21 protein-coding genes and 3 pseudogenes are annotated in these 24,433 nt (G+C 61.8%); 14 read left to right on the top strand and 10 right to left on the bottom strand.

Translation table 11 applies throughout. The annotated features are described in order from the left end of the window. Positions 1-18 precede the first annotated feature (18 nt). Positions 19-555 (top strand): PadR family transcriptional regulator, encoded by a 537-nt coding sequence (locus AC3IT0_RS19890; RefSeq protein WP_489321374.1) that lies wholly within the window; start codon positions 19-21, stop codon positions 553-555. 154 nt (positions 556-709) lie between these two features. Beyond that, positions 710-1,858: an XdhC family protein gene (locus AC3IT0_RS19895; protein ID WP_489321375.1), complete on the top strand. Its 1,149-nt coding sequence runs from the start codon at positions 710-712 to the stop codon at positions 1,856-1,858. Positions 1,859-2,318: 460 nt separating this feature from the next. Here the strand turns inward: AC3IT0_RS19895 and AC3IT0_RS19900 are convergent, their stop codons facing one another. From AC3IT0_RS19900 to nboR, 3 genes are all read right to left on the bottom strand, one after another. Further along, on the bottom strand, positions 2,319-2,867 hold the full coding sequence (locus AC3IT0_RS19900) for an MFS transporter (protein ID WP_489321376.1): 549 nt from the start codon (positions 2,865-2,867) through the stop codon (positions 2,319-2,321). Positions 2,868-3,730: 863 nt separating this feature from the next. Continuing rightward, positions 3,731-5,305, bottom strand: a complete 1,575-nt coding sequence (locus AC3IT0_RS19905) for an IS1182 family transposase (protein WP_489319853.1) — start codon at positions 5,303-5,305, stop codon at positions 3,731-3,733. A 91-nt stretch (positions 5,306-5,396) separates the two neighbouring features. After that, the gene (gene nboR / locus AC3IT0_RS19910; protein ID WP_489321377.1) at positions 5,397-6,095 is read right to left on the bottom strand and encodes a nicotine blue oxidoreductase; all 699 of its coding nucleotides are present in this window, start codon (positions 6,093-6,095) and stop codon (positions 5,397-5,399) included. Between the two features lie 475 nt (positions 6,096-6,570). Between nboR and AC3IT0_RS19915 the strand changes: the two are divergent. Next, positions 6,571-6,728, top strand: a pseudogene (locus AC3IT0_RS19915) (integrase core domain-containing protein); the annotation flags it as partial. Between the two features lie 706 nt (positions 6,729-7,434). Continuing rightward, a complete protein-coding gene (locus AC3IT0_RS19920) occupies positions 7,435-7,743 on the top strand; it encodes an antibiotic biosynthesis monooxygenase family protein (protein WP_489321378.1) in 309 nt (102 codons plus the stop codon). Here the strand turns inward: AC3IT0_RS19920 and AC3IT0_RS19925 are convergent. From AC3IT0_RS19925 to AC3IT0_RS19940, 4 genes and pseudogenes are all read right to left on the bottom strand, one after another. After that, positions 7,740-7,880, bottom strand: a complete 141-nt coding sequence (locus AC3IT0_RS19925) for a hypothetical protein (RefSeq protein WP_489321379.1) — start codon at positions 7,878-7,880, stop codon at positions 7,740-7,742. The two genes, AC3IT0_RS19920 and AC3IT0_RS19925, sit on opposite strands and share 4 nt — an antisense overlap. 101 nt (positions 7,881-7,981) lie before the next feature. After that, the gene (locus AC3IT0_RS19930; protein WP_489321380.1) at positions 7,982-8,986 is read right to left on the bottom strand and encodes a PDR/VanB family oxidoreductase; all 1,005 of its coding nucleotides are present in this window, start codon (positions 8,984-8,986) and stop codon (positions 7,982-7,984) included. A gap of 47 nt (positions 8,987-9,033) precedes the next feature. Further along, positions 9,034-9,249, bottom strand: a pseudogene (locus tag AC3IT0_RS19935) (aromatic ring-hydroxylating dioxygenase subunit alpha); the annotation flags it as partial. After that, positions 9,242-10,639, bottom strand: coding sequence for an MFS transporter (locus AC3IT0_RS19940; RefSeq protein WP_489321381.1), 1,398 nt, complete (start codon positions 10,637-10,639; stop codon positions 9,242-9,244). The pseudogene AC3IT0_RS19935 and the gene AC3IT0_RS19940, both read right to left, overlap by 8 nt. Positions 10,640-11,411: 772 nt before the next feature. On the opposite strand from AC3IT0_RS19940, the gene AC3IT0_RS19945 reads away from it, so the two are divergent. The 6 genes from AC3IT0_RS19945 (at position 11,412) to AC3IT0_RS19970 (ending at position 18,449) form a co-directional block, all read left to right on the top strand. Then, positions 11,412-12,407, top strand: coding sequence for an MDR family oxidoreductase (locus AC3IT0_RS19945; protein ID WP_489321382.1), 996 nt, complete (start codon positions 11,412-11,414; stop codon positions 12,405-12,407). A gap of 514 nt (positions 12,408-12,921) precedes the next feature. After that, positions 12,922-13,173 carry a fumarylacetoacetate hydrolase family protein gene (locus AC3IT0_RS19950; protein WP_489321383.1) on the top strand — a complete coding sequence of 84 codons (252 nt, stop codon included), beginning with the start codon at positions 12,922-12,924 and terminating at the stop codon, positions 13,171-13,173. Between the two features lie 304 nt (positions 13,174-13,477). After that, positions 13,478-14,668: an FAD binding domain-containing protein gene (locus tag AC3IT0_RS19955; RefSeq protein WP_489321384.1), complete on the top strand. Its 1,191-nt coding sequence runs from the start codon at positions 13,478-13,480 to the stop codon at positions 14,666-14,668. Between the two features lie 64 nt (positions 14,669-14,732). Continuing rightward, positions 14,733-15,767, top strand: a complete 1,035-nt coding sequence (locus tag AC3IT0_RS19960; protein ID WP_489321385.1) for an alcohol dehydrogenase catalytic domain-containing protein — start codon at positions 14,733-14,735, stop codon at positions 15,765-15,767. Further along, entirely contained in the window at positions 15,764-16,204 is a 441-nt protein-coding gene (locus tag AC3IT0_RS19965) for a cupin domain-containing protein (RefSeq protein WP_489321386.1), read from the top strand. The genes AC3IT0_RS19960 and AC3IT0_RS19965 overlap by 4 nt, the downstream gene beginning before the upstream one ends. A gap of 445 nt (positions 16,205-16,649) precedes the next feature. Beyond that, a complete protein-coding gene (locus tag AC3IT0_RS19970; protein WP_489321387.1) occupies positions 16,650-18,449 on the top strand; it encodes a helix-turn-helix domain-containing protein in 1,800 nt (599 codons plus the stop codon). On the opposite strand, the pseudogene AC3IT0_RS19975 reads toward AC3IT0_RS19970, so the two are convergent. Then, a pseudogene (locus AC3IT0_RS19975) lies at positions 18,446-19,003 on the bottom strand (IS630 family transposase); the annotation flags it as partial. The gene AC3IT0_RS19970 and the pseudogene AC3IT0_RS19975 sit on opposite strands and share 4 nt — an antisense overlap. A gap of 132 nt (positions 19,004-19,135) precedes the next feature. On the opposite strand from AC3IT0_RS19975, the gene AC3IT0_RS19980 reads away from it, so the two are divergent. From AC3IT0_RS19980 to AC3IT0_RS19995, 4 genes are read left to right on the top strand one after another with little or no spacing between them, the layout of a single operon-like run. After that, positions 19,136-20,332: a tyrosine-type recombinase/integrase gene (locus AC3IT0_RS19980; protein ID WP_489321388.1), complete on the top strand. Its 1,197-nt coding sequence runs from the start codon at positions 19,136-19,138 to the stop codon at positions 20,330-20,332. Next, the gene (locus AC3IT0_RS19985) at positions 20,322-20,474 is read left to right on the top strand and encodes a hypothetical protein (RefSeq protein WP_489321389.1); all 153 of its coding nucleotides are present in this window, start codon (positions 20,322-20,324) and stop codon (positions 20,472-20,474) included. The genes AC3IT0_RS19980 and AC3IT0_RS19985 overlap by 11 nt, the downstream gene beginning before the upstream one ends. 3 nt (positions 20,475-20,477) lie before the next feature. After that, positions 20,478-21,299 carry a tyrosine-type recombinase/integrase gene (locus AC3IT0_RS19990; protein WP_489321390.1) on the top strand — a complete coding sequence of 274 codons (822 nt, stop codon included), beginning with the start codon at positions 20,478-20,480 and terminating at the stop codon, positions 21,297-21,299. Between the two features lie 28 nt (positions 21,300-21,327). After that, positions 21,328-22,299 carry a tyrosine-type recombinase/integrase gene (locus AC3IT0_RS19995; RefSeq protein ID WP_489321391.1) on the top strand — a complete coding sequence of 324 codons (972 nt, stop codon included), beginning with the start codon at positions 21,328-21,330 and terminating at the stop codon, positions 22,297-22,299. A gap of 65 nt (positions 22,300-22,364) precedes the next feature. On the opposite strand, the gene AC3IT0_RS20000 is transcribed toward AC3IT0_RS19995, so the two are convergent. Further along, entirely contained in the window at positions 22,365-22,955 is a 591-nt protein-coding gene (locus tag AC3IT0_RS20000) for an IS630 family transposase (protein ID WP_489321392.1), read from the bottom strand. A 505-nt stretch (positions 22,956-23,460) separates the two neighbouring features. Then, on the bottom strand, positions 23,461-24,369 hold the full coding sequence (locus tag AC3IT0_RS20005; protein WP_489321393.1) for an EthD domain-containing protein: 909 nt from the start codon (positions 24,367-24,369) through the stop codon (positions 23,461-23,463). Between the last annotated feature and the right edge of the window lie 64 nt (positions 24,370-24,433).

Genomic DNA, 24,433 nt, shown 5'->3' on the forward strand with positions numbered 1-24,433 from the left:
TACGGTATGCTTGATAGCATGTCAATGGCTAAGCTGACCCCAACCTCATACGTAATTCTCGGGATGGTCGCCGTGCGAGGACCCAGCACCTCGTATGACCTGAAGCGCGCCATCGGGCATTCGGTTGGGTACTTTTGGCCATTCCCACACGCACAGCTTTACTCCGAGCCAAAGAGCCTCGTCAAAGCCGGGCTGCTGACTGTCTCAACCGAGGCTGACGGGCGCCGGCGCCAGACGTACTCAATCACTGATGAGGGAACGCGTGAACTGCGTGTCTGGCTCGCAGAGCCCACCGGTGAGCAGATGCAGGTCAGGGACATCGCGCAGATGAAACTGTTCTTCGGTGAACTGGCGCACCCTGAAGATCTTCTGCTACTCGCGAAGGAACAAATTGTCCAGCACCATGACCGAATCAGGACATACACCGCCATGCAGGAACGGTTCAGTGGCCGGGAGGACGTAGCACATCGGATGGTCCCGTTGCGCCTTGGGCTCGCGCTCGAGCACGCAGCGCTGAAGTTCTGGGAAGAGTTCGAACTTGAGCACGAAAGTTAGCATCGCCGGGGTTTGGAACAGTGATGGGAAAAGGACGGCCCAAGCGTGGCTCGGACTAATGAGCGCCGAACGCCCGCATCCATGAGCTTGAATTACCAATACCGATAGGCGGTTTGAAGATGGAAAACAGACATGATCCTGGAATTCACTGCTCATGAGGGACATTGTTGGCCAGCTGCAGTCCTGGTTCGAGGATGGAACTGCTTTCGCCCTGGCGACGGTGACCCGGACCTGGGAGTCCTCACCGCGGCCACCTGGCGCTGCCATGGCAGTGTCAACGTCGGGGGAAGCCGTCGGAAGCATTTCCGGCGGGTGCGTAGAAGGTGCTGTATACGAACTCGGGAAGCAGGTCCTGGCGACGGGCGAGCCGGTTTCGGTGGTTTACGGCGTCGCAGACGGTGACGCTTTTGCTGCAGGGCTTACGTGCGGCGGAACCATAGAAGTCTTTATCGAGCCGGTCACCAGGGAGACTTTTCCTGAATTTCTTCGCGTAGCCCAGGCAGTTGAGGATTGTCAGGCTCTCAGCGTGGCCACAGTCACCGGAGGCAGCTCAAACATCGGCCGCCATCTGCTGATCGGAAGTGATTTCGTTTCAGGGTCCCTTGGATCGACAGGCCTGGACCTGGGCGTCTCTATCCAAGCGCGTGGTTTTTTGGAAGCTGGCCGGACGGGGACCCTACACCTCGGACAAGACGGCGAACAGAGAGTTGACGACGTGGCCGTGTTCGTTGCCTCCTTCACACCTCCGCCCCGGATGTTTGTGTTTGGTGCCATAGATTTCGCAGCAGCGGTAGTACGCATGGGCAAGTTCCTCGGTTACCGAGTCACCCTGTGTGACGCGCGCCCGGTGTTCGCGACACCGCGGCGCTTCCCGGAAGCCGATGAGATTGTTGTGCAGTGGCCGCACAAATTCCTGGCAAACGCCGTCGTTGACGCCCGGACCGTCATCTGCGTTCTGACCCACGACCCGAAATTCGACGTTCCGTTGCTAGAGGCCGCATTGCAGACCGATGCCGCCTACATTGGAGCCATGGGTAGCCGGCGGACGCACGAGGACCGCATGGTCCGTTTGCGGGAGGCCGGTGTCGAAGAGCACGCCCTGGCAAGACTTTCCTCACCCATTGGACTGGATCTGGGTGCCCGAACCCCGGAAGAAACAGCAGTGTCCATCGCCGCTGAAATTGTTGCGTCTGCCTGGGGAGGCAGCGGCCGCCGACTCACCTCTATGTCCACGCCGATCCATGGCCGGCAGAGCCGGTATCAGCCAAACGCCCAGGAGCGCTCCGAGAAGGTTCCTTTTTAGGGAAGCCGCGAAACTGGTTGCCGGCAGCACCGCCCTTGCTGGAGGCGCCGGCGGATGAACCGCTGTTGTCGCCGCCAACCACCAGTGTCCGGCCCTGTAGCAAGGTCCACAGACCCGGGCACCTTTTCGACAGCAGCGGCAGATATAAGCGGATCGAGATGGGCTCCCGCTGTCCGCGGGTCTTCACGATGAAGCGTGCCAACGGTGCTCCGCAGAAACTCCTCGGCCTGTAAAGCCTGGTGCTGCTGGACTAGGCGATATGAGGCAGGAGGAGGCTGGCGTTCGAAGGGGCGCCCGGTCCGTCTGAAGGCCATTATCGCCGGGTCTGATCCGGATCGCCCAGCTGGGATGGACGGCTTGTGATGTGCTGGGGATGGGGCGCTCCGGACCCTGTCCCCGGCGCTGATGGTCTCTGCCAGAAGGACGAGGAAGTGTGGTCCAGGGGGCTGGAACCTCCTTTTCAAAGCAAGGCGTGGGTTGCCTGCCACACTTGGCGGACGGGTAGAGCCACATTTGAAATTTGGAGGTTCCAGCTATTTTCGAGCCTCATCAGGCCGCGCCAGCGTTCAGGCACGCTCTCTGTGCCGAGCGTGTGCGTCGTGGCTGTCACGCCGCCGACGAAAAGGCCCTGCACGACCCTCAGGATGAGGAAGATGATGGGTGCCCCGACACCGATGGCGGCGTACGTCGGGACGAGTCCCATTGCCGCTGTTGAGAGTCCGACGCCGGCGAGTACGGTGACCATGATCTTCTTACGGCCGATACGGTCGGCCAGTTCCCCGAAGAGTGCCGCCCCGCCGGGGCGCAGCAGGATGCTGACCGCAAACGAGGCAAAGACCAGGGCAAGGCTGAGTGTTTCGCTCTCGGCCGGAAATATCTGCCGGCCGATCGGCCCTGCGACATACAGCAACAGAAACAGGTCAAACAGGTCAAAGGACCAGCCCATCACCGACGCGAACGCAGCGGGCAATGGCGAATGGGCCTTCGGGTTAGTGGCAACGTGGGGCATTTGATTACCCTTTCTCTCGGTTCGGTGTCCGGGCAGTTCCCGGGAATGGTTCCGGCTAATGCCCGGACAAGGTAGCGCAGCGTCCTGATGAAGGCTTCAAATCTCCCGATCAGCGGGCGCCAAGGCAATGGGTATAGGGGTCTTGGGGTCTCCCTCTGCGCTGCGAGTTCGGACGAGTGGAAGACATTGCGTGCATCGCCGCGCCGGGCTGCTCGAGGGCCCGAGCCTGGCTGCGGAGCACTCGTCGTCCCAGCTCTTGCAGCCAGAGGTGGCCATGGAATTCGGCAGGCCGAGCCGCGGCCGATACCATCTACCAGCCACTCCGGGAAGGTGAGGACGCCCCGCAGACTCTTTACTTGATAGCTGACAGGATTCTTCTAGACAGTCCGTATGCACGGTCTGGTTCGGACGTTATTGACATATGGTAATGAAGTGAATCACGTCCCCGGTCAATTCATGCGGCGTTGAAAAATAACAGTCGACGCAGTTTCGTCGTCGGGGCCCTGTCCCGTCTCGGATACGAGGTCCACTCATCCACGGGCAAGGAAGTAACCTGGGAGCGACCGAGGTCATACCGAGCGACAGCCTGTCTTCCGAGACCTCGGAGCTCGGCAAAGCAGCTGCTCTAGTCAAGCAGGTGCACTAGCCAAGCAGGTGCAACTAGGACGGCGCTGAACAAGGGACAATTCGGAGCGGCAGGTTTCGCTTTTGGACTCGTTCCGGGGCCTTGGGCGGCTCGTTGGGGGCATCGATTCCGGGCGCCGGAATTCCGGTCATGAATTTTGCGGGCCTTGCCGGGCCGTCCATAGCTCCCGTCGGCGCGGATCGGGGCCGGGGGCCGGGGCGGCCCCCCATTTTGGGTGCTATCCCAGGGCCCAGGCCCCGTTTTCGCCGGTGAGGCCTAGTTTCAGCAGTCGCCGAAGGTTCAGTGCGGCTGTGCGGACCTGCAGCCAGGCGTTGTTCTTTTCCACGCCCCGGTATCGCAGGCGCCGGTTGCCTCCGGCGACCAGCCAGCCGATGGATCTTTCCACCAGGGGCCGGTAGGCCCGGTAGTCGTGCCTGAATGCTTCCTGGCGGGCGGCGGCGCGGTGGGCGCGCTGGCGGGCGTGGTGGACGGTGATAACGACTTTCCGCCCGCCCTTGGCCTTCGTGCATTGATCCCGCAGCGGGCACGCCTTGCAGGCGGTGCCGAAGTTCACGTTGCCCCGGGGGCTGATCGTGCGGACCTCCCCGGCCGGGCAGCTGAGCGTGTTCTTTGCTTCGTCGTGGGTGAAGTCGTCCAGGTCGTACCCGCCTGGCACGGCCGGGCGCAACGGCTTGGGCTTGACCAGGCCCTGGTGCCCGGCCGTATCGAGGGTCTCGAGCATGGGACCGGAACCGTAGGCCGAGTCCCCGAGCACCTGGTAGTCCACGGCGTCGTCTTTCATGGTCGGGTCCGTGCCGAGCAGGACGATTCCGGCGTCCGCGTCACTGGAGCCGGGCCCGGCGGCCCGGGTCATCACCGCGGAGGTGTACAGCCCGGTCTCCGGCTCCGCGACGATGTGGCCCTTGAAGCCGTCCATCATCACCGAGCGGGACTTGTGCGCGTGCCGGGCCTCGGTGTCCACCGTGGAAACGATCCGGTCCGGGGCGACCTTCCGGGCGATCCGCCACCTCCCGTCGGTGCCGTCGGAGCCCTCGGCCGGCTCCACGTCCTGCCCCGCCACCAGCGCCAGCAGCACGTACGCCTGATACTCCGGGGACCTGTCATCCAGGGTGGCGGGGTCCACCGCGGCCAGCAGCGCCAGCGCGTCAGTGACCAGCCCGGAAATCAGTTCGTCTTTTGCTTCCTTGTCATCCCAGGCGATATCCGGCTTCCCCACCCGCGTGTAGTCATAGGAGGTCGCGTGGACGGCCATGAGTGTCGCGCCGTGCTCCATGGCCTTGCCGAAGCGCCGGATCACGGCAATGAGCTGGGTGATGGTGTCCTGGCGGGCCACCGCGTCCTGGAAGACCGTCGAGTCCACCGCCCGGCGGTGCCGCCCGGCCAGGACCCCGGTGGCGGTAATGACCTGGGCGACAGCCTCCATGATCCGGTGCGGGTTCTCGCTGGTCCGCAGCCGGTTGCGCCAATGGACCAGGGCGGTGGGGTGGAACGCGGCCTCCGTCAGCCCGTACCCGCAGGCGGCCTTCCAGCGCAGATCGTACGTCAACGCCTCCGCGGCCGCCCGGTCCGACAAGCCTTCCAGGGCCTGCAGGACCAGGACCGTGCCGATCACCGAGGCCGGGATCGAGGGCCGGCCCCGCCGGGAGGGAAACAGGTCCTCCATCATCGAATCCGGAAACAGCCGGCCCCGATGCTCCGCCAAAAAAGCGTAGGCACCGCCCGGAGCCAACAACTCCCCGGCCAGTGCCTCCACATCCAAATACCCGCGCTGGGCCGCCTCAATACCTTGCATGTACCCAGTCTTAACGACCACGACCCGAAGTCCAGCAGGCGCGCCTCAACCCACCCACATTGTTCAGCGCCGTCCTAGCCAAGCAGGTGCACTAGCCAAGCAGGTGCAGCTGGTCCGGGGTGTCGAGGTCTTCCCCGCCGGACTGGCCTGAACCCGAAGCCGGGGTGCAATCCACCAGGTCGATCAGCTCCGGGTGCGCCTGCAGGAAAAACCGGGCACCGGCGTCGCCTGTTGCGGACGCCGCGGCTTTGGCACGCAGCGTTGCATCCAGCAGCAGGGGATGACCGCGCCGCACGTTCCCTGGGCCACCCTCAGCACCCGTGCCTCCAGAACCCAAGCCTTCAGAATAGGAGTCGTTCCGGTACGCGGCGGCCGTGACGCGGCCGGGCGTGTGTGCCTTCAGCAGCAAGCCCACGGTTTCCGGTGTGAGCCCCGGCTGGTCCACAAGTGCCACGAGCACATGGTCCTGAGGCCGCGCGGTGGTAAGCCCCAATTTGAACGAGCTGCCCATGCCGGTCTGCCAGTCGGGGTTCTCCACCAAACTGTGCGGCTGCAGTCCAGGGACTTTCCGTACCCACTCCGCCCCGGCCCCGAGTATTACCACGACTTCGCGGCAGCCGCCGTCGAGCAGGACGTCTGCCAGTACTTCAACGAGGGTGCGGCCCCGGAACGGCAGCAGCGCCTTCGGGCCGCGCCCCAGCCTCGTGCCGGCACCCGCGGCGAGAAGGACAGCGGTGGTATCGGCAGTGGCGTCGCCCTTAATGCCGCCCGGAGCTGGAAGGGGTGTCATATGCTCCACCTTAGAACCGCCTTCCGTTTCGATAGCAAAGACTGCTGGCTGGTAGAGGTGGATACTCCAGTTAGTGGTCGCTAACCTCGTAAATGTCGTGCCGTCAGTCCAAAACCTCCCGCAGCGGCGCAGGCATCGAACCGCGGCTGTAAGAGCATGATCACGGGTGCTGTCTTCCTCCATTTTTACCCATCAACCCGGGCTCCCCCTCAAGGCCTGTCGTGCAGGCCTCCGCTGCGAGACGAAGTGTTGGCCGAGGACGCTGCCTAAAGCGTACCTGCCCTGGCGGGGCCGTTAGCTGGGGAACGCCCTAAGAGCGGCCCAGCCCTGGCGAAGTGTAATTCGAGACGAGCCAGTAGGGACGGCCCTGTTCCACCGGAAGAGGGTCTTCAAATGTCAGGACTAGCGGCTAAGAGGCCGAGGCAGAACCGACGTGGGAACGTCCTCCTAAGCCAATCAGCGCGACCCCATCAAGGCGATGCAGGAATCGTTCTGGTCCACCCTGAAGACCGAGTTCTATGACCGGCGCCGCCGGGCAACCAGGCAGGCAGCGATCCAGGCAACAGGCGCTGGATCGAGGAGTTCTATAACCGTGCCCGGCTGCACTCAGCCCTGGGCTACACCACACCCGTGAACACGAACGATTCCTCACCACAAATAAATCTCAGTTGGCACACGCCGCCTGATCAACTGTCCACGATTTTCAGGCAACCCCAAAACGTGTCTAGCTCATGAGTTCCAGCCCCGACAGCGGATTACGTCAAGGTAGCGGTCAGAACGGTCAATTGAGGGGTCTTCAAGCCGTATGGAGTACTGAAATGCCTCAGTGGAGTGAGGCCACGAAGGGTGCACGAACTCCTTGGAGTCTTCCTGTCGCAAACAGCCTTGGTTTGTCCTGCGCCCTCAACGGGTTCTGGTCAATTGTCGTGGGAACTAGGGTGGGTTACTTTCATCCGCAGGGGTATCTGCTGTTGCTGCCTCGATGATCCATGCGGGCCAGCCCAGAGGATGCACGGAGGGCCTGCTGAGCACGTAACCCAACCCTGCCCGGTAGCCATTCCTGGCTTTCCACTGCAGACACTGGGTGTCAGCCTCTACGGACTCGGGGTTCTCGGCGAGCTGAGCCTGGGCTCTCCAGCCCGATCGACTCGACCAACGCCGGCACCACGAGGAGACCGCTCAGCTCCGCGGCCGAGTTTATCGCGCTGCGCTGGGCGCTTTTGTGATGGCCGTGCCATCCGACCTGGGAGTGCAGCAGCACCATCCCGTTGACGGCCAGCATCTAACCTGAGAACCTGTCCACACTGCACTCGGATAGCCGATCCTTCGAGGAGGTTCCATGATTACCGTCGTCAGCACCATGCAGCTCCATTCGGACTCAGCGGAAGAGTGGGACCAACTGATCCGAGAACGCTTCAGATCAGCCCACGACAAGGAGGGGTGGATCTCCGGTCAGTTGCTCTCCCCTGCTGACGCACGCGACACTCGGGTCATCATCGGGACCTGGAGAAGCCAGCGGGACTGGGCGGCTTGGCATGAGGATCCCGCCTTTCTCTCCACGCGCGCAAGGCTCGACGAGCTGCAGAAGGTAGACCACCGGACTGCCTTGTATGACGTCATCGAGGACGCGCAGACCAACACCCACTAACAAACGGCCCGGTGCCTCCAAAGTTCCAGCACGCCCGCGAGAGCCACCAAGGCTGTGTTCACCAGTGCCATGCCCGCCAGCAGCGCCGGCTTATCCGCCGTGCCGAACAGCGCGACTGCCCTCCAGAGCTCTGTCATCTGTGTAATCAACTACAGCTCTCACTGGATCCGCCATCATCAGTCGCTATATACAGGCACTGCCCGGCCTGACTGCCCGGCCCGATTTGTTGATACCAGTCCTAGGACACGCTGATGGTAACGACTGCCAGGCCGCCAATTGAAGCGCTCGCACCTGATTTCGGAGGAATCGCACGGGAAACGCAACAGCATATTTTCTTCGTGGCCTGCTGCTGGCGTTCACTGTAAAAGACATCGCGGTGGTCAATGGCTCCATCGAGCTCAACTATCTTGACCTCACAGAGCCCGCACTCCCCCTTGCGGCAGTCGGACATCATTTCAACGCCCGCCGCTTCCAAGGCTTCTAGCATTGACTGGTCCTTGCCGACCTTGGTCTCGACACCCAGCCCGGGGATCCGGACGAGGAACTCCTCCGGGTCATACCAGCCGCTGTTGCCGAAAGTTTCGTAGCGCAGGTTGGTAAAGTTCAGCTCGCGCTCGATCCACGCTCGCCGGACGACGTCCATCAGCCGGATCGGCCCGCACATATACAGTTCCGTATCCATGTGCGCGCTGTCGACCAGCTCCTCGACCCTGAGCGATGTCCCCTCGTCATCCACATGGACCACCAGGTTCTCACCATGAAGTTCCTGCAGGTCTGACAGGTACGCCATAGCCTCGCGGTTGCGGCCGGCATAAACGAACGTGTAATTCGCCTTCAGGTTTTTCAGCACCCGCGCCATGTTCACGATGGCCGTGACTCCGATGCCGCCTGCAAGTAACAAGTAGTGCCTGGCACCGACCCGCAGCGGGAAGTTCTGCAGCGGCTGCGTGATCTCGAGGGAGTCACCAACTTTCAGGTCGTGCATAAAGAGGGAGCCACCGCGCGACTGCGGAGCCTTAAGGACGCTTATAGCTAATCGTTGGCCGTTCGGCTCGGATTCCACGACGGAATAGGATCGCTTGCGCTCTTCTCCGCCGATGGTGACCATCACGTCTAAATGCGAACCAGGATCGGCCTTCTTTGGCCGGGACGGCTCTAGTATGATCCGTTGAATATCGGTGGCGATATGCTGGGTCTCTACGACGGTCCCCACCTGCCAGACCTCATTGTTCGTTGATGCCATGTTTTCTTACCTGCCTGAGCTTCCTGTGATGACATATGCACGACGTCCTAGGCGGTCGGCACGAGGCGTCCTTCTGCCTCCAACTGGCGTTCGATCAGTCGCCGGACCCACATGCCGCCGGCATCAATGTTGAGGTTGTAGAACTCATAGTCCGGATTGGCGTCGATCGCGACCTGCTGGGCCTCCAAAACGACCTGATCCTCACCGAAGACATGGTCGATGCTCTGGCGAATCTGGGTGGTGATCAACTGGCTTTCAAGACGGGGGCATATTCTGAGAAGCTTCGTCGTGAACGACGGCGGGTCCGTCAGTTGGCTCCGACTCCGCCAGGGCACCGCGGGTTTCGGGGCTGATCAGGACCACACCGATGAAGACAGCCGTGGAGGCAACGAGGAAGATCGCCAGTTTGCCCGGGACGTCACCGACGGTCGGGCTGAGCAGATTGACGAAGGTCGGCAGCAGGCCGCCGAGCATGAAGCCGGTGTTCCAGGTGATGGCCGTCCCCCGTGACCTGATGGCGGTCGGGTAGCGTTCGTTCAGGAAGACCATCAAGGGCGCGTACGCAGCGTTGGCGAAGAATGCCAGCAAACAGCTCAGCATCAGGATCGTTCCGGTCTCAGAGGGCTTCGTGCCGGCTATGGCCAGGGTGAACAGCGGAAGTGCGACGACATTGATGCCCCCGATGATGAGCATGGTCTTGCGCCGGCCGAACCGTTGGCTCAGCTCACCAGTGGCTGTAGCCGAAATAACCACAACAAGGCTCGCGACAAGCAGAATCCAGCCGCGTTCGACTGTCGGCACGGCCACGACGGGTCCGAGCAGGGTCGGAAGGAAGCCAGAGGTCAGGTAGTACTGGGCCCCGGCACCGGCCGCGAGGGCGATGTTGAGGAGGGTGATGGTGCGGTACTTGCCTGTCAGCAGATCCTTGATCCGCATCTTCTGCACAGGCGCTGCCGGTCCTGAGGCCCTGGCTGCCTTGGCCGCTTCCTGCGCCTCCAACCACATCGGGGACTCCTCGACCTTGGTGAGCACAAACAGGCTGAGCAGTGCCCCCAGCAGTCCGGTGAAGAACATGACGCGCCAGCCCCACTCGTCGAAAGCGGCTCCCGGATAGAACTGGCCGACCACAATGAACGTGACACTGGCCATGGCCGCACCGATCCCGGCCCCGCCACCACCGATGAGCCCGCTCATCAGGCCCCGCCAGCGTTCCGGGACGCTCTCTGTCCCAAGCGTGTGTGTCGTGGCGGTCACGCCGCCGACAAAAAGTCCCTGGATGACCCTCAGGATCAGGAAGATGATGGGTGCCGCGGCCCCGATCGCCGCGTACGTCGGGACCAGACCCATCGCGGCAGTCGAAAGGCCCACACCGGCGAGTACGGTCACCATGATCTTCTTCCGGCCAATACGGTCAGCCAGCTCACCGAAGACCGCCGCCCCGCCCGGACGCATAATGATGCTGACCGCAAACGAAGCAAAAACCAGGGCGAGACTGAACGTCTCGCTCTCGGCCGGAAAAATCTGCCGGCCAACCGGCCCTGCGACATACAGCAACAAAAACAGGTCAAACAGGTCAAAGGACCAGCCCATCACCGACGCGAACGCAGCGGGCAACGGCGAATGGGCCTTCGGGCTAGTGGCAACGTGGGGCATTTGATTACCCTTTCTCTCGGTTCGGTGTCCGGGCAGTTCCCGGGAATGGTTCCGGCTAATGCCCGGACAAGGTAGCGCAGCGTCCTGATCAGGGCTTTCAAACCTCCTGCTTAGCGGGCGCCAACAGCAATGGGTTTAGGGGTCTTGGGGGTCTCCTTCTGCGCGGCGAGTGGGAGCGAGTCGAAGGCACTGCTTGCCTTACGGCACGGTATCCGTCTGTTGGAGGCCCCAACCCGGCTGCGGGGCACTCGTCGTCCCGGCTCTGCCACCCCGGAGCCGGTCAGGGAATTCTGCACGCCGATCCGCGGCCGAATACCATCTGCCGACCACTGCGGGAAGGTGAGAACGCCCGCGGACTTCTCCTGACTGATCCGCCATTGGACCCTTCTGGACAGTCCTTGTAGTATGGTCTGATTCGGATGCTACCGAGCATACGATATGACTTGGATCACGTCAACGGCCAATTCAATGGGGTTGGAATCACAGTCGGCGCTGGTCCCCTAGGAACTGCTGGAAGACAGTTTCGACCTGCTGGCGCGAGGAGCGGCTGATTTGGGCCGGTGCCAACAGGAAGAGTGGGCGGGGACCAGCCACCCCGGCTTCGACCAGGGGCTCGATTCCCCCAGGAGGTTGACGCGCTTGTCATCACCACCTCGACCGCCTGGGACGGTCGGCTTCCAGCGTGCCGGCGACTCCTTCTACTGTCAGAGCCCCACAGACACCTGTACGAAGAGTGCCACAACGACACCCCTGTCAACTCCCGAGGAGAATAATGAATAATCTGACCTACCACGCCTACCAGGTGGCTGCACCGAAACAGGCGGCGGAGTTAGTCACCCTGACTGAGGCAGATCTGCCCGAAGGTGACCTCACGGTGCGCGTGACGCACTCGTCGCTCAACTACAAGGACGGACTCGCCATGACAGGCAAGCCCGGCGTCGTCCGGACCTTTCCCTTGACGTGCGGCATCGACCTGTCCGGTACGGTCGTCGAGGCGGGCGGCGGATTCGCCGCCGGCGACGAGGTCGTGCTCACCGGGGCGAACCTCTCCGAGACCCGGCCGGGCGGTTTCTCCGGATACCAGCGGATCGAGGCCGGATCCGTCGTCAAGGCCCCAGTGCGACTCGGCACGTGGGGTGCGATGGCCGTCGGCACAGCCGGTCTGACGGCCATGCTCTGCATCCTGCGCCTGCGCGCCGCCGGCATCGAGCCCGGATCGGGCCCCGTGCTGGTCACCGGGGCGACCGGCGGTGTGGGTAGCTTCGCTGTCGGCGCCCTGTCCCGTCTCGGATACGAGGTCCACGCATCCACGGGCAAGGAAGCAGAGAAACGATACCTCAAGGCGTTGGGAGCGGCCGAGGTCATACCGCGCGACAGCCTGTCTGCCGAGACCTCGGCGCTCGGCAAGCAGCGCTGGATCGGATGCATCGACAGCGTGGGCGGCGCGACCCTCGCCAATGTGCTGAGCCAGGTCAAGTACTCGGGTGCCGTCGCGGCGTGCGGGCTCGCCGGTGGAGTTGGGTTGCCGGCGACGGTGATGCCGTTCATCCTGCGCAACGTCTCACTCCTCGGCGTCGACTCGGTTAATGCTTCCCCGGAGCTGCGCCGCGAGGCCTGGGCAGAGCTCGACCACCTCTTCAGCGCCGATGACCTGCGTGCGGTTGCGGTGGATGCAGGCTGGGAGCAGCTCCCCGAGCTGAGCCATAAAATCCTCACCGGAACCATCCGCGGCCGTGTGGTCGTGGACATCACGGGCATGGCAAACTAGGCGGGCCGTGACTACCTCAGTCCAGATTCGCAGGGCCGCAGAGGACGCCACCGGCGCGGTATCCAGCGAGATTTGGTGCCGCAGTGTTGCGACTCAGCTGAGCAGGCGGCAAGGACCCTCTCGAATGCGCTTGTTCGTGTGTTATCGGCGACCTGTCTCGCAACGCTGTTGATTACCCTTGACCTTTACGTCCACTGGGAGACAAGGATGCAAGACACTCTCCGCATTGAATCCCCACATCCGCGGTGCGCGCGTCGAATGGCGCGAGGGGAGAGGGGTTGCGTTGATAACGGAAGTTCTCCGCGTAGTCGAGATCCGTGAAGAACCCATCGCCTACACGCCAGGTTCCGTCGGCGTCTCGATGTGTGGCCAAGCTGCTGTAGCCGGCGAAAATGATGTCGGAGCTGTTCAGAGGCAAGGAGGTGTAGAAAACGGTACTCAAAACCTACCCACGCAAAAGGTAACGGGGAGACTGGCAACAACGGCGTCTCTCCTTTTTCTGTCGGGTGGCTCGATGTCAACGCTTGCCCTCAGTCCCCACAGTTTCCCTGTGGGGCAGCTGATCCACCACCTGTCCTCAAGTGTCGAGCTCTATCCAGGGGACCTTATCTTCACCGGGATGCCCGATGGGGTAGGTTTTGGCCGTTCCCCCCAGCAGTGCCTTGTCCCTGGCGATGAACTGGTCAGCTCGATCGAAGGCCTCGGCGAAATCCGCCAGCGCTTCATCCCCAGAAGCAAGGCCCCCGACAGACTCCCAGCGTCTTGAAAAAGAAGGAAGCCTGGCATAGATACGCGCAATGAGGAGGGCCGGCCGGGGGAATAAATGCTCCCCGCGGCCGGCCCTCCTTGTGCTCGTTATGACTTCATGCCCGCATCAACGCCAGCACAGACCTTGGATTTCGTTTGGTCGGTTATCCCCCACCACGCATGGCGTTCCAATGTGCTTCAAGACACAGAGTCAGCCGCATTTATGGTCGGCGACACCTTTGTTTGAGATGTTGTGCCGAGCACACTTGACGTAGTGATTGCGGTCACTGATGACGCAACAAATTGGCAAAGGAGCTATCTAGATGACTACCCATACCGGCAAGCGGGCTTTGGTCCTCGGGGGGTCCATTGGCGGACTTACCGCGGGCTTGCTGCTGCGGGAACAAGGATTCGATGTCACGATCTTCGAACGGACACCCATCGAGCTGGGTAACCGTGGAGGCGGCATTGTTCTTCAGCCTGACACCCTGCGGTGGTTCCGGGAACGAAGCACGATCACTCTTGGGGACATGAGCACGTCCACGCAGTTCATCCGGTACCTCGGGGAAGAGAACAAGGTCATCTTCGAGGAGAAGGCCGAGTGGCGTTACAGCTCCTGGAGCGTGATGTACAGCTCCCTGCTTTCGGACTTTGGCCGGGAGAACTACGTTTTGGGCGAATTCGCCGTCGGATTCCACCAGGACGCTGACGGTGTCGACGTCCGCTTCGTCAGCGGACGGACCGAACGTGCCGATTTGGTCGTCTTTTCCGACGGCATCACCTCCGTGGGACGCAAGCGCCTGTACCCCGAAGCCGGACTGTCATACTCCGGCTACATCGGTTGGCGCGGTACCGTTCTGGAAAGCGACGTCTCCCCTGAAACGGCGGAGCTGCTCGGAAGCTCGCTGACCTACTCATTGGGCCCGAGCACGCAAATCTGCATGTACCCGATCCCCGGCCCGGACAACGGCTTTGAAGTGGGCAAGCGCCTCCTCAACTACGTCTGGTATCGGAACGTTGCCGAAGGCCCTGAACTCGACGAGATCCTGACCGACAAGCGCGGATTCACCGGCCCTGTCTCGGTTCACCCCGGCCAGGTGCAGGATCGTTTCATCACAGAAATGAAAGCCACAGCAACCGAACTGCTGGCTCCGGCAGCCGCCGAACTCGTCAACCTCACCGCAGAACCCTACATTCAGCCTGTACTTGATGTACGTACCCCCCGAATGGTCGAGGGTCGGGTTGCACTGATTGGCGATGCTGCATTTGCCGCCCGCCCGCACGCTGCAGCCGCCGCCGCCAAGGCAGCGGCGGACGCTTGGGCGCTGGCCGCCGCCCTGGGCGAGAGCGACAGCATCCTCACTGCCCTAGCCAAATGGGAACCCGGACAGCTCCAGGTCGGCAACAATCTGATCGACCGCGTGACCCGAATGGGCGCACGCTCCCAGTTCGAAAACTCCTGGATCCCAGGCGACCCCGACCTCCGTTTCGGCCTCTACGGCCCCGGACAGTAATAACCCCACGCCCGCGTCGCATGGGCGCGACACGGGCTCACATCACAACCCTGAAAGGAAAGCCATGAAGGCTCTCGTTTATGACGGACCCGGACAGATCGAGTGGCGCAACCACCCGGACCCGAAGCTCCAGGACGACACGGACCTCATCCTGAAGGTCACAGCTACCACCATTTGCGGCTCGGACACCCACATCCTCAAGGGCGGAGTGCCCGACACCCCGTTCGGGACGGTCTTGGGCCACGAAGGCGTAGGCATCGTTGAAGAAGTCGGTTCGGCAGTTCACAACGTCAAACCTGGAGACCGTGTGTTGGCTACCTGTGTCTCAGCATGTGGTTTTTGCCGTTTCTGCAATGTGGGCATGTACGGTCAGTGCCTGACGTCTGGTGGCTGGGCGCTCGGTCACTTCGTTGACGGCCTCCAGGCCGAATATGGACGCATCCCGTTCGCGCAGAACAGTGTGTACAAGATCCCGGACGAGCTCAGCGATGAACAGGTCATCTTCCTGACCGACATTCTGGCCACCGGTTACGAAGTCGGCGTCCTGCGCGGAGAAGTGAAGCCTGGCGACACCATTGTCATCGTCGGTGCCGGTCCGGTCGGACTTTCCACTGTCCTGACCGCACAGCTGTACTCCCCTGCCAACATCGTGGTGGTTGATCTCGTCGAAAACCGCCGGCTTAAGGCCCTGCAGATGGGTGCCACACACGCCGTCGGCCCCGAGGAAGTCCATGACCTGGTTGCTCAGTTGACGGGCGGTCTTGGTGCAGATGTCACCATCGAAGCCGCCGGGTTCCCCAAGCCCTTCGAGCTGGCAGTATCGCTGGTACGTCCCGGCGGTCACATCGCCAACATAGGTGTCCACGAAGAACCGGCCACCCTGCATCTGGAGACCCTTTGGGCTAAGCAGATCACCCTCACCACCGGCATCCCGTCGGCATTGAGCGTGCCTGCCCTGATGAAGGCCATTGCAGCCGGAACCTTTGACCCGACCTCCCTGATCACTCACCGTCTGAAGCTCTCAGACATGGAGAAGGGCTACGACATCTTCAAGAACGCAGCTGATACCGACGCCCTGAAAGTGGTGCTGAGCGCATGAACGATACGCGATTTCTCTCCGATCTGCCCCTTGCCGGTGACCTTATCGGAACCAACTTTGAAGGCTGGTCTGAAGAACTTCGCCGCGAATTCGAAAAATACGTCTTCGACGGCGCCGTCGGCTCGAAGCTTCTGAGCGAAAACGACCGCGTCCGTGTGTGGGAGATCAGGCTCGCTCCGGGAGAGCGCTGGCACGCACACAGGCATGTGCTGGATTACTTCTGGACCGCCGTCAACGCAGGACGAAGCCGCCAGCACACCTTCGATGGAACCACCCGTGAAGTGTCGTACCTGCCAGGCGAAACCCGCCACTTCCACTTCGGACCTGGCGAGTTTCTGCTCCACGACATCGAAAACGTGGGCGAGAACGAAATTGTGTTCACCACGGTCGAGCACCTGAACTCCGACAACGAACCCTTGCCGCTGACCGAACAGTAGCAACACGGGTGAACAAGGCTCCGGGCTTCGCTTTCAGTGACAGCCCGGAGCCTTTTCCGTCAGCCCATCAACGGCCGTATTGCGCGGCCGTGGCACGCCTGACCTTTCCAAAACAGACCTTGCCCGCCTGCCAATGGCGGCCCGCAACCCTACCGTGTCGCCATTGGCATCGCTGACCCGACATCTGCGTGTGATCTAGTGAGTGGAGGGCAAAGCCACAGCGCTCAACGCGGCCAGCAGGGTGTCGATGTCCGCGGATTGATGGGCGAACGAGGGGTAAAGCACAATAATGATCAACTCTCTTGCCGCCGGCGCCTCCAGTGACCGCCATCACTAAGTGTTGGGAGTGACATGCTGGCAACATGTACACGGAAACATAAAAACTTGAAGGGTGAAAGTGAGATCGGATCGGATGGCAGAGCAGCTACAGGGGTGGTTGCACTCAGTGGCCGTTATTGGTTCCGCGGTTAATCAGGGTGTTTCACTTGATGCCTTGCTTAAAGTGATCGCTGAGACCGCGTGCAGGCTGATGGCCTACGACTTTTGCGCCATCACACTTCCTGACCCCGAAAACCGGGCGTTGGTGATCAAGGGCTCGTTCGGTCTCTCTGAGGACTACATCAAATATGTCAACGCCACCCACCCCATCCGGCTTCATGGCGTTTCAAACCCCGCCCCCTCTAGTCAGGCTTTCTCGCGCGGCATCGCGGTCCAAGTGGCCGACACGCGAACCAACGCTTCGTTCGGCCCGTGGGGTGGAGTAGCCGAAGATCAGGGCTTCATCTCCATGATCGCCGTGCCGCTGAACACGGCAAGCGAAACTCTCGGAACACTGAACTGCTATACAAAAATTGCACACGGCTTTTCCAAAGAAGAAGAATCCCTTCTGAGCATGCTGGCCGACCAGGCTGCCATTGCCATCACGACCGCCAGACTGAAGTCCGACCAGGCCCGGATCATCGAGCATTTGAATGTCACCAATGCAACACTCGAGGAACAATACGATCTTCAACGCCAAGGAGCCGAGGTTCATGAACGCCTCACTGCCCTCGCCTTGGAAGGAGGTGGCGTTCCAGCCGTGTCGACCGCCTTGGCGGAGCTCCTATCACGCCCAGTAACTGTAAGAGGCGGAAATGGTGCGCTCCTGTGCAATTCAACGTCCGACCGCGACGTTCTCCCTGAACTTCTGACCCGGGAATCGAACTACCAACACGCCGAACCAGCGGCTAAAGGGGCGAAATTTCCCAAGCTTGCACAAACCCAAGTGCTGTCCGACAACGGGCACCCCGCCCCCGTCCTCCGCGCACCAGTCATGATCAAAGATGAGATTGTCGCCTGGATCTGGACCACTGGACGGCTGGAGTCGTTAGCGCCCCTTGATCGCCGCACGATAGAGCACGCCGCGACCGTCATGGCCCTGGAGCTGCTCAGGACCCGGACCGCCGCCGAAGCCGCGTGGCGGCATTCCGGCGAAATCCTCTCCGGACTGCTGAGCGGAGCAGTCCGGGGATCGACTGCCCTCATTCATCAAGCGGCAAGCCTCGGACATGACCTGTCTCACCCACACGCCGTCATCGTCGCCCGGTACGAAAGCGACAATGATGGGCCTCCACAGTACCGGCTCGCCTCGACGTTCATGCGGCTCAGTGAGAACGCCAATCCCAAACCTCTGCTCGGAATGCACGAGGGCTATGTGGTAGCCCTCTGGCCCCTCGAGGAAGAGCCACTGGAAAGCGCCAGGGAAGTAAGCGAAGACATCCGCCGTAGCTTTGCCGGCAGCAGCGCCGCTGCGCGGTCGGCCACCACCGTTATCACGGGGCCCGTCAGCGACCCCGCCAACTATCCCGAAACATTTGCCGTGGCCCGGGGGGCCGTCGAACTCGCCGGGCTCCGCGGTCTCCCCACTCGAACGCTTATCCTTTCCGATCTGGGAATGGCGGGCCTTTTTCTCCAGATACCAGACACCACACGCCTCGAACATTACTGCGAGCGGGCCTTGGGGCCGCTGCGGGCTTACGACAGCGCTCAAGGCACCGCTCTGCTGCCCACCCTTTCTGCCCTCATCACGAATGACCTCAATGCCAAGGCCACCGCCGAACAGTTGTTCATTCATAAAAACACTGTCGATCAACGGCGCCGGCGCATTGAAGAGCTCCTCGGACTTCAGCTCACCAACATCGCTTCCCTCACACACATCACAACTGCCCTGAACATTGAAGACGTCATTAACGCAAGAGCCATCTAGTGTCCTGCGCCTGAAATTCGGTTCAGAAGTCGGCCGATTGATTCGAGGATCTGTTCTGCGGTTTTGGTCCAGGTGAAGGGTGTGGGGTTGGTGTTCCATTCGCTGACCCATTTGCGGATGTCGGCTTCGAGCGCTTGGACGCTGCGGTGATCGCTGCGGCGCAGGAGGTCCTCGGTGACGAAGCCGAAGAACCGCTCGACCTGGTTCAGCCAGGAGGAGTACGTCGGCGTGAAATGCATGTGGAAACGCGGGTGGTTCTGCAGCCATGTCTTCACGACTGGGGTCTTGTGAGTCTGGTAGTTGTCGCAGATCAGGTGCACGTCAAGGCCTTCGGGGACCTCGGCGTCGATCTTGGCGAGGAACTTCCTGAATTCGATTGCGCGGTGCTTGCGGTGCAGGCTGGAGATCACGGAACCGTCGGCGGTGTTCAGCGCCGCGAACAAGGTCGTTGTCCCGTGCCGGACGTAGTCGTGGGTCCGCTTCTCCGGCATGCCGGGCATCATGGGGAAGGCCGGCTGGGACCGGGCCAGCGCCTGGACCTGCGACTTCTCATCTGATGTGAAGTCATCGGTTATGTGAAGCTTCTGGCGTTTGGGGTGGTGAGCGGCTTGAGAGGGGCTGACTTCTTCACATAACCGAGGTGTCCTTGATTGGTCATGTTGTTCAATCAAGGAGGTTGATCGTTGATGTCTGACGTCAGCGAATTGGCGGCGGAAGCGGCCGCGTTCATGGTGCAGGCCGGCTACTCTCATGGCTCTTGTGCCGTATACCAGCGGGTTTGGGATCATTTCGGGGAGTATTGCACCGGGCATGGAATTGAAGACCCGGATCGGGAGACGGCTGCCCAGTTCTGTACGACTTCCGGAGCGGATGGCGTTGGGCAGTGGCAGGTGTTTCAGCGCCGGGCTGTGGGCTGCCTTTTCGACGTGGCCGAGACCGGCCGGTTCGTGTTGCGCGCGGGGCGCGGGAGGATTCAGGTACCCGAGGTTTTCACAGCGGAGTACGAGGTGTATTCCGCGTGGCTGAGCGGACGTGGGCTGGCCGAGGCGACCCTTCGAACTAAGACCGGGATGCTGCGCCGGTTCTTGGCGTTCCTGGCCGGCTCGGGGGTGCAAGAGATGGCAAGGCTCAGAGCCCTGGACGTTTCCAACTATGCTCGCTCGCTGGCGTCGGGGGCCGCTTCCAGCCGCGCGGGCCAACTGTATTTCCTGCGTGAGTATCTGCGATTCGCAGTGCGACAGCATGGCGCTGATCCTGCTCTGGGCGCCATGTTCCCGGTCATCGTCACGGACAAGGACGCTGTCCTGCCTTCGGTCTACCGGTGGGGCGAGGTCGCTGGGGCGTTGGCGGAGGCCGGGAACCGGTCCGAGTCACCGCTGCGAGACAGGGTGGTGATGCTGCTCGCGTCTGTGCTTGGGATGCGATCGGGCGACATCAAGGGACTGCGGTTCGACCAGATCGACTGGGCGAACCGGCGGCTGTCCTTGATTCAGCATAAGAGCGGCCGGCGGCTGGACCTGCCGCTTCCGGATGAATGCGCGCTGGCGATCATTGACTATTGGAAGAACGAGCGCCCGCAGGTCGAGGATCCGCATCTGCTAGTGCGCCAAAGAGCGCCGCTTCAGCCGCCCGCGGCGGGCAACCACTTTCACCAGGTGGTCGCCGGATGCTTCGACGGTGCTGGGGTCCAGGCATCCGGCAGGCACTGCGGCCTGCATTCGTTGCGGCATTCTGCCGCGGTCGGGATGCTCGAGGCTGGGACTCCTTATCCGGTGATCGGCGCTGTGCTGGGCCATGCCGATGCGAATACCACTCGCAGATATCTCAGGGTCAACGTCGCCGACCTTCGCCCGTTGGCGTTGGAGGTGCCCGATGTCTGTTGAGATCATTCCCGACGGGGCGTTCCCAGAGTTGTTCAGCGAGTTTGTCGAGTACAAGAGGAACCTCGGATACGTCTATCCGAAAAGCCGTCTCTACCTCGTCAGGCGCTTGTCGAGATTCCTCGCCGGGCGCGGGTGGGACTAGCGGGTGCTGACCAAGGACGCGGCCGAGGCGTTCATCCGGCCGGGCGATTTAGAGTCCTCTGGGTCGGTCGCGGGTCGGCGGGGTATTGTCCGTCAGTTCGCCTTGTTCCTGCGCTGGAAGGGAATCGAGGCATGGGTGCTGCCGGCCCGGTCGGGGAGACGCCAAACCACCTCGTTCACTCCCAGGATCCTCACGGCAGATGAGATGGCCCGGGTCATCGCCTGTGCCGACGCCCGTCCCGCTTCGCGGTGCGGGCCGCAAACCCAGCCGGTCTACGCGATGCTTGTCCGGTTGCTGTGGTGCTGCGGGCTGCGGATTGGCGAGGCGCTGTCTCTGCGCATCCGTGATGTGGACCTGGCCGATGCAGTCATCACCGTTCACAAAGCGAAGCACAACCGAACCAGGTTGGTGCCGATGTCCGAGTCTTTGGCGGTATGCGCCCGCCGCTACGTGGTTGCTGTCGGCCTCATCCCCGAAGATCGCGGAGCGTGGTTCTTCCCCTCCCCGCGAGGCGGGCGCTATAACCCTGGCTCGGTCACGGCGCACATTCAGGGGTTGATGCTCCAGGCGGGCGTCTTTACCGCCTCGGGTCGTGCTCCGCGTGCCCATGATCTGAGGCATTCGTATGCGGTGGCCTGCCTGGGGAAGATGCAGGCCTCCGGGGTGGACGTTTACGCAGCGCTGCCTTTGCTGGCGACCTACATGGGACACGCCGACATTGTCTCAGCAGAGTACTATCTGCGCCTCGACCCGTCGGCTTGGGGCAGTATCGATCAGGTCATGGAAGACGCTTACGCGGGCGTATTCCCCAACGAGGAGGTGTGAGATGGCTACCGCTCGATCTTTCGCTGACATGCTGGCCCGGTTCCTCACCGTCCACCTGCCCGTCGCCAGGGCTTGCTCCAATAACACCATCTCCGCCTATCGGGACGCGTTCACGCTGTTCCTACGGTTCGTGGAAGACCGGTTGGGGACCTCGCCGGACAGGGTCTCCTTCACGGACTTCACCACGCAGAACGTGACGGCCTTCCTCGGTTGGCTGCGCACCGACAGGGACTGCTCCACCGCCACCGCAAACCAGCGCCTGGCAGCATTGAAATCGTTCTTCCGATACGTTCAGACCGAAGCCCCAGAGCAAATCGCGCAGGCCCAACAAGTCTTGAGCCTCAAAGCCGCCCAAACTCCCGAGCCACCCATCGATTACCTGCCCGTGGAAGCGATCGGGCTGCTGCTGGAGCACGCCAAACGTCGCGGACCGCGCGACCTGGCGCTGCTGACGACCCTTTACGACACTGCAGCCAGAGTCCAAGAAGCCTGCGACCTGTCACTTGCGGATCTCCGTCTCGACAAACCCGCCAGCGCGATTCTCACCGGAAAGGGCCATAAAACCCGGGTCGTTCCACTGACACCGCAGGCCGCCTCGATCCTTGCCCGGCACGTCGGCACACTGCCTCAAGAACCGTCCGGGCCGGTGTTTGCCAACAGAGCAAATCAACGGCTGGGACGTGCCGGCGCCGCTTACATACTCGCCAAATGCGCCCACGCCGCGCACGCAGACCGTCCCGAACTCGTGCCCGAGACCGTTTCGCCCCATGTGCTGCGCCATTCGAAGGCTATGCATCTACTGGAAAACGGCGTCAACCTGATCTACATCCGCGACATCCTCGGCCACGCCTCCGTCATCACCACCGAGATCTACGCCAAAGCCAGCCCGGAAATGAAACGCCAAGCCATCGAAGCAGCCGCCGCGAAGACCCTTGGAGCAAGCAACTACGACCAGACCGCCCGGCGGGATCTGCTGACCTGGCTCCGCCAAACGATCTGAATCCACCTGTTATGCGAAGAAGTCAGCCCCTCTCAACCCGCTCACCACCCCAAACGCCAGAAGCTTCACATAACCGATGACTTCACATCAGATGAGTTATGCGAAGCTTCGCATAACTCATCGACACTGAGCACCACGGCGGATTCGGGCGGGTTCAGGTAAAGCCCCACGACGTCGTAGACCTTCTCCACGAAGAAAGGGTCATTGGAAAGCTTGAACCCGTCGGCGCGGTGGGGCTTGAGTTCGAACGCTTTCCAGATCCGCCCGATCGTTGATTTTGACAGACCTGACCGCTCGGCCATCTTCGCCCTCGACCAGTGCGTGGCGTTCTTCGGCGTCGATTCCAGCGTCGCAACCACGACATCCTCGACCTGATCGGTCGTGATGCTGGCAGGACGACCGGGCCTGGGATCATCGACCAGCCCGTCAAGCCGGCGCTCGAGAAAACGGCGCCGCCACTTCGCCACAGTATGAGGTTCCACTCCGCACCGGGCGCCCACCTCCACATTGCTCAGACCCTCGGCGCTGCCCAGCACAATCCTCGAGCGCGTGGCCAGCGCCTGGGACGATTTCGCCCTGCGCGCCCACCGGGACAGCGTCTCCCGCTCGTCATCCGACAGTTCCACCGGGGCCTTCGGCCGTCCAACGTTCGCCATACCCCATTCTATAATTACGAAGCGAATTTCAGGCGCAGGACACTAGCCAAACGGACAGGACCGGCCTTTGAGACGCCGGTCACCGCCTGGTTCAGGGTGACACGCGAAACGCGCCGACGAGCATGCTGCCATCGCCATGGCCAACTCGGCACTGCCCCAAGAGTGACCTCGACTGGCAGCTTTCCATGGCATTTCCAAACCAAGCTGCTTGCCACGGCGTAACAACTCACACCCAGCCCACCGTGGCTTTCGTTCAGAGGCGTTGGCAGAGTAACTGTTGCTAGGATTTCAGCATGGTTCGACCGCCAGCGTGCACTTCATCGAAGCCGTTGATTCCGGCGGCAGTTGTAGCCACTCAGAGCCAGCGGAGCATACCTGCGGCCTCTTCCATCGATACCGCCACTGTGGCCGCGTTGCATGAGCGCGCTGCGACGCAGCCCGTTTGAGTGGAACCTACGAACACGTTTGCGGCAACGAGCCCGCTGAATTTCTCTCGCTGAATATCTTAGGAGCGGGCACTCGTCTGGGGATGGGCCTCCAACAGCAGGCGATTCACCGCTTCCCCGGTCTGGTTGATGGCACCCAGCGCTGCGATCTGGGCTGCCATCTTTGGTGTCCTCAATCCCGCCACTGTGATCCGGCCGTGGTTGTACACGGTGTAAGTCCGAAGAACCCGGGTCGGATAGACGTCGCGGCAGTGACTTCCGAGAATGTCCGCTACTTCCCTGCTCGCCTCGGAAGCCCCATACCGTCGGCAGGCTGCAGGATCGACGAAGACGACCTCCAAACACGCGTGTATCTGTGTGTGATCAGGTTCGTGGTTGGAGACGTTCGGCGCTGACAGCGTGACGGCGTCGTTGTCGTAATATTCGGGCAGACGATACCTGACCTTTGACACGTCGGGGCTTCCCGCCAGGACGCTGGCGGCGGTCTTGATCGCCGACTGGAACTCTTCGACCTCCTTCTCGTTTCGTCGCAAGTAGAGAAGGTACTTCTTGTTGCCACCAAGGTCGCCGTTGGGTGAGTCATCGTCGGTGCGGTCGATCACAGTCCTGATGTTCGACCATGTCGCCTGATACGAGATGGTCTTTTGGAAGACGTTTTGTTCATCCTCCATCAACGGGGCCAGCGCGCCGGCGAAGGATGCCAGCTGCTTCGCTGAAGCGAAGGTGATCTCCGCATCGCCATAGAAGCCCGGGAATGGTGCGGACTTCTCGACAAGATGGGAGACCCTTGGGAACGTTAGGCCGGCAACGGGATCCAGCTGGTGCTGGAAGTATTGGTGGATGCCCGGCAGCCGCGAGGAGATCTGAGTGTGGGCACCGGACCAGTAGTCGTAGAAGAGTTGGCGCTTCAGTCCACGCCGCGGCCACAGCAGGTTCATCATTGCGACATGTACTTGCTCTTCGGTCATGTTCTCTCCCGATTCTCCACGGCATTGTTGACTTGTAGTAGTGCATGAGCCGGGGAGAGGGTCA

The organism is Pseudarthrobacter sp. KH_020_B (assembly GCF_057840185.1).

Bases quoted from the DNA above. Each gene is read 5' to 3' on its own strand.
- AC3IT0_RS19890 (WP_489321374.1), top strand. From the start codon at position 19: ATGTCAATGGCTAAGCTGACCCCAACCTCATACGTAATTCTCGGGATG.
- AC3IT0_RS19895 (WP_489321375.1), top strand. From the start codon at position 710: ATGAGGGACATTGTTGGCCAGCTGCAGTCCTGGTTCGAGGATGGAACT.
- AC3IT0_RS19900 (WP_489321376.1), bottom strand. From the start codon at position 2,867: ATGCCCCACGTTGCCACTAACCCGAAGGCCCATTCGCCATTGCCCGCT.
- AC3IT0_RS19905 (WP_489319853.1), bottom strand. From the start codon at position 5,305: ATGCAAGGTATTGAGGCGGCCCAGCGCGGGTATTTGGATGTGGAGGCA.
- nboR (WP_489321377.1), bottom strand. From the start codon at position 6,095: ATGACACCCCTTCCAGCTCCGGGCGGCATTAAGGGCGACGCCACTGCC.
- AC3IT0_RS19920 (WP_489321378.1), top strand. From the start codon at position 7,435: ATGATTACCGTCGTCAGCACCATGCAGCTCCATTCGGACTCAGCGGAA.
- AC3IT0_RS19925 (WP_489321379.1), bottom strand. From the start codon at position 7,880: ATGACAGAGCTCTGGAGGGCAGTCGCGCTGTTCGGCACGGCGGATAAG.
- AC3IT0_RS19930 (WP_489321380.1), bottom strand. From the start codon at position 8,986: ATGGCATCAACGAACAATGAGGTCTGGCAGGTGGGGACCGTCGTAGAG.
- AC3IT0_RS19940 (WP_489321381.1), bottom strand. From the start codon at position 10,639: ATGCCCCACGTTGCCACTAGCCCGAAGGCCCATTCGCCGTTGCCCGCT.
- AC3IT0_RS19945 (WP_489321382.1), top strand. From the start codon at position 11,412: ATGAATAATCTGACCTACCACGCCTACCAGGTGGCTGCACCGAAACAG.
- AC3IT0_RS19950 (WP_489321383.1), top strand. From the start codon at position 12,922: ATGTCAACGCTTGCCCTCAGTCCCCACAGTTTCCCTGTGGGGCAGCTG.
- AC3IT0_RS19955 (WP_489321384.1), top strand. From the start codon at position 13,478: ATGACTACCCATACCGGCAAGCGGGCTTTGGTCCTCGGGGGGTCCATT.
- AC3IT0_RS19960 (WP_489321385.1), top strand. From the start codon at position 14,733: ATGAAGGCTCTCGTTTATGACGGACCCGGACAGATCGAGTGGCGCAAC.
- AC3IT0_RS19965 (WP_489321386.1), top strand. From the start codon at position 15,764: ATGAACGATACGCGATTTCTCTCCGATCTGCCCCTTGCCGGTGACCTT.
- AC3IT0_RS19980 (WP_489321388.1), top strand. From the start codon at position 19,136: ATGTCTGACGTCAGCGAATTGGCGGCGGAAGCGGCCGCGTTCATGGTG.
- AC3IT0_RS19985 (WP_489321389.1), top strand. From the start codon at position 20,322: ATGTCTGTTGAGATCATTCCCGACGGGGCGTTCCCAGAGTTGTTCAGC.
- AC3IT0_RS19995 (WP_489321391.1), top strand. From the start codon at position 21,328: ATGCTGGCCCGGTTCCTCACCGTCCACCTGCCCGTCGCCAGGGCTTGC.
- AC3IT0_RS20000 (WP_489321392.1), bottom strand. From the start codon at position 22,955: ATGGCGAACGTTGGACGGCCGAAGGCCCCGGTGGAACTGTCGGATGAC.
- AC3IT0_RS20005 (WP_489321393.1), bottom strand. From the start codon at position 24,369: ATGACCGAAGAGCAAGTACATGTCGCAATGATGAACCTGCTGTGGCCG.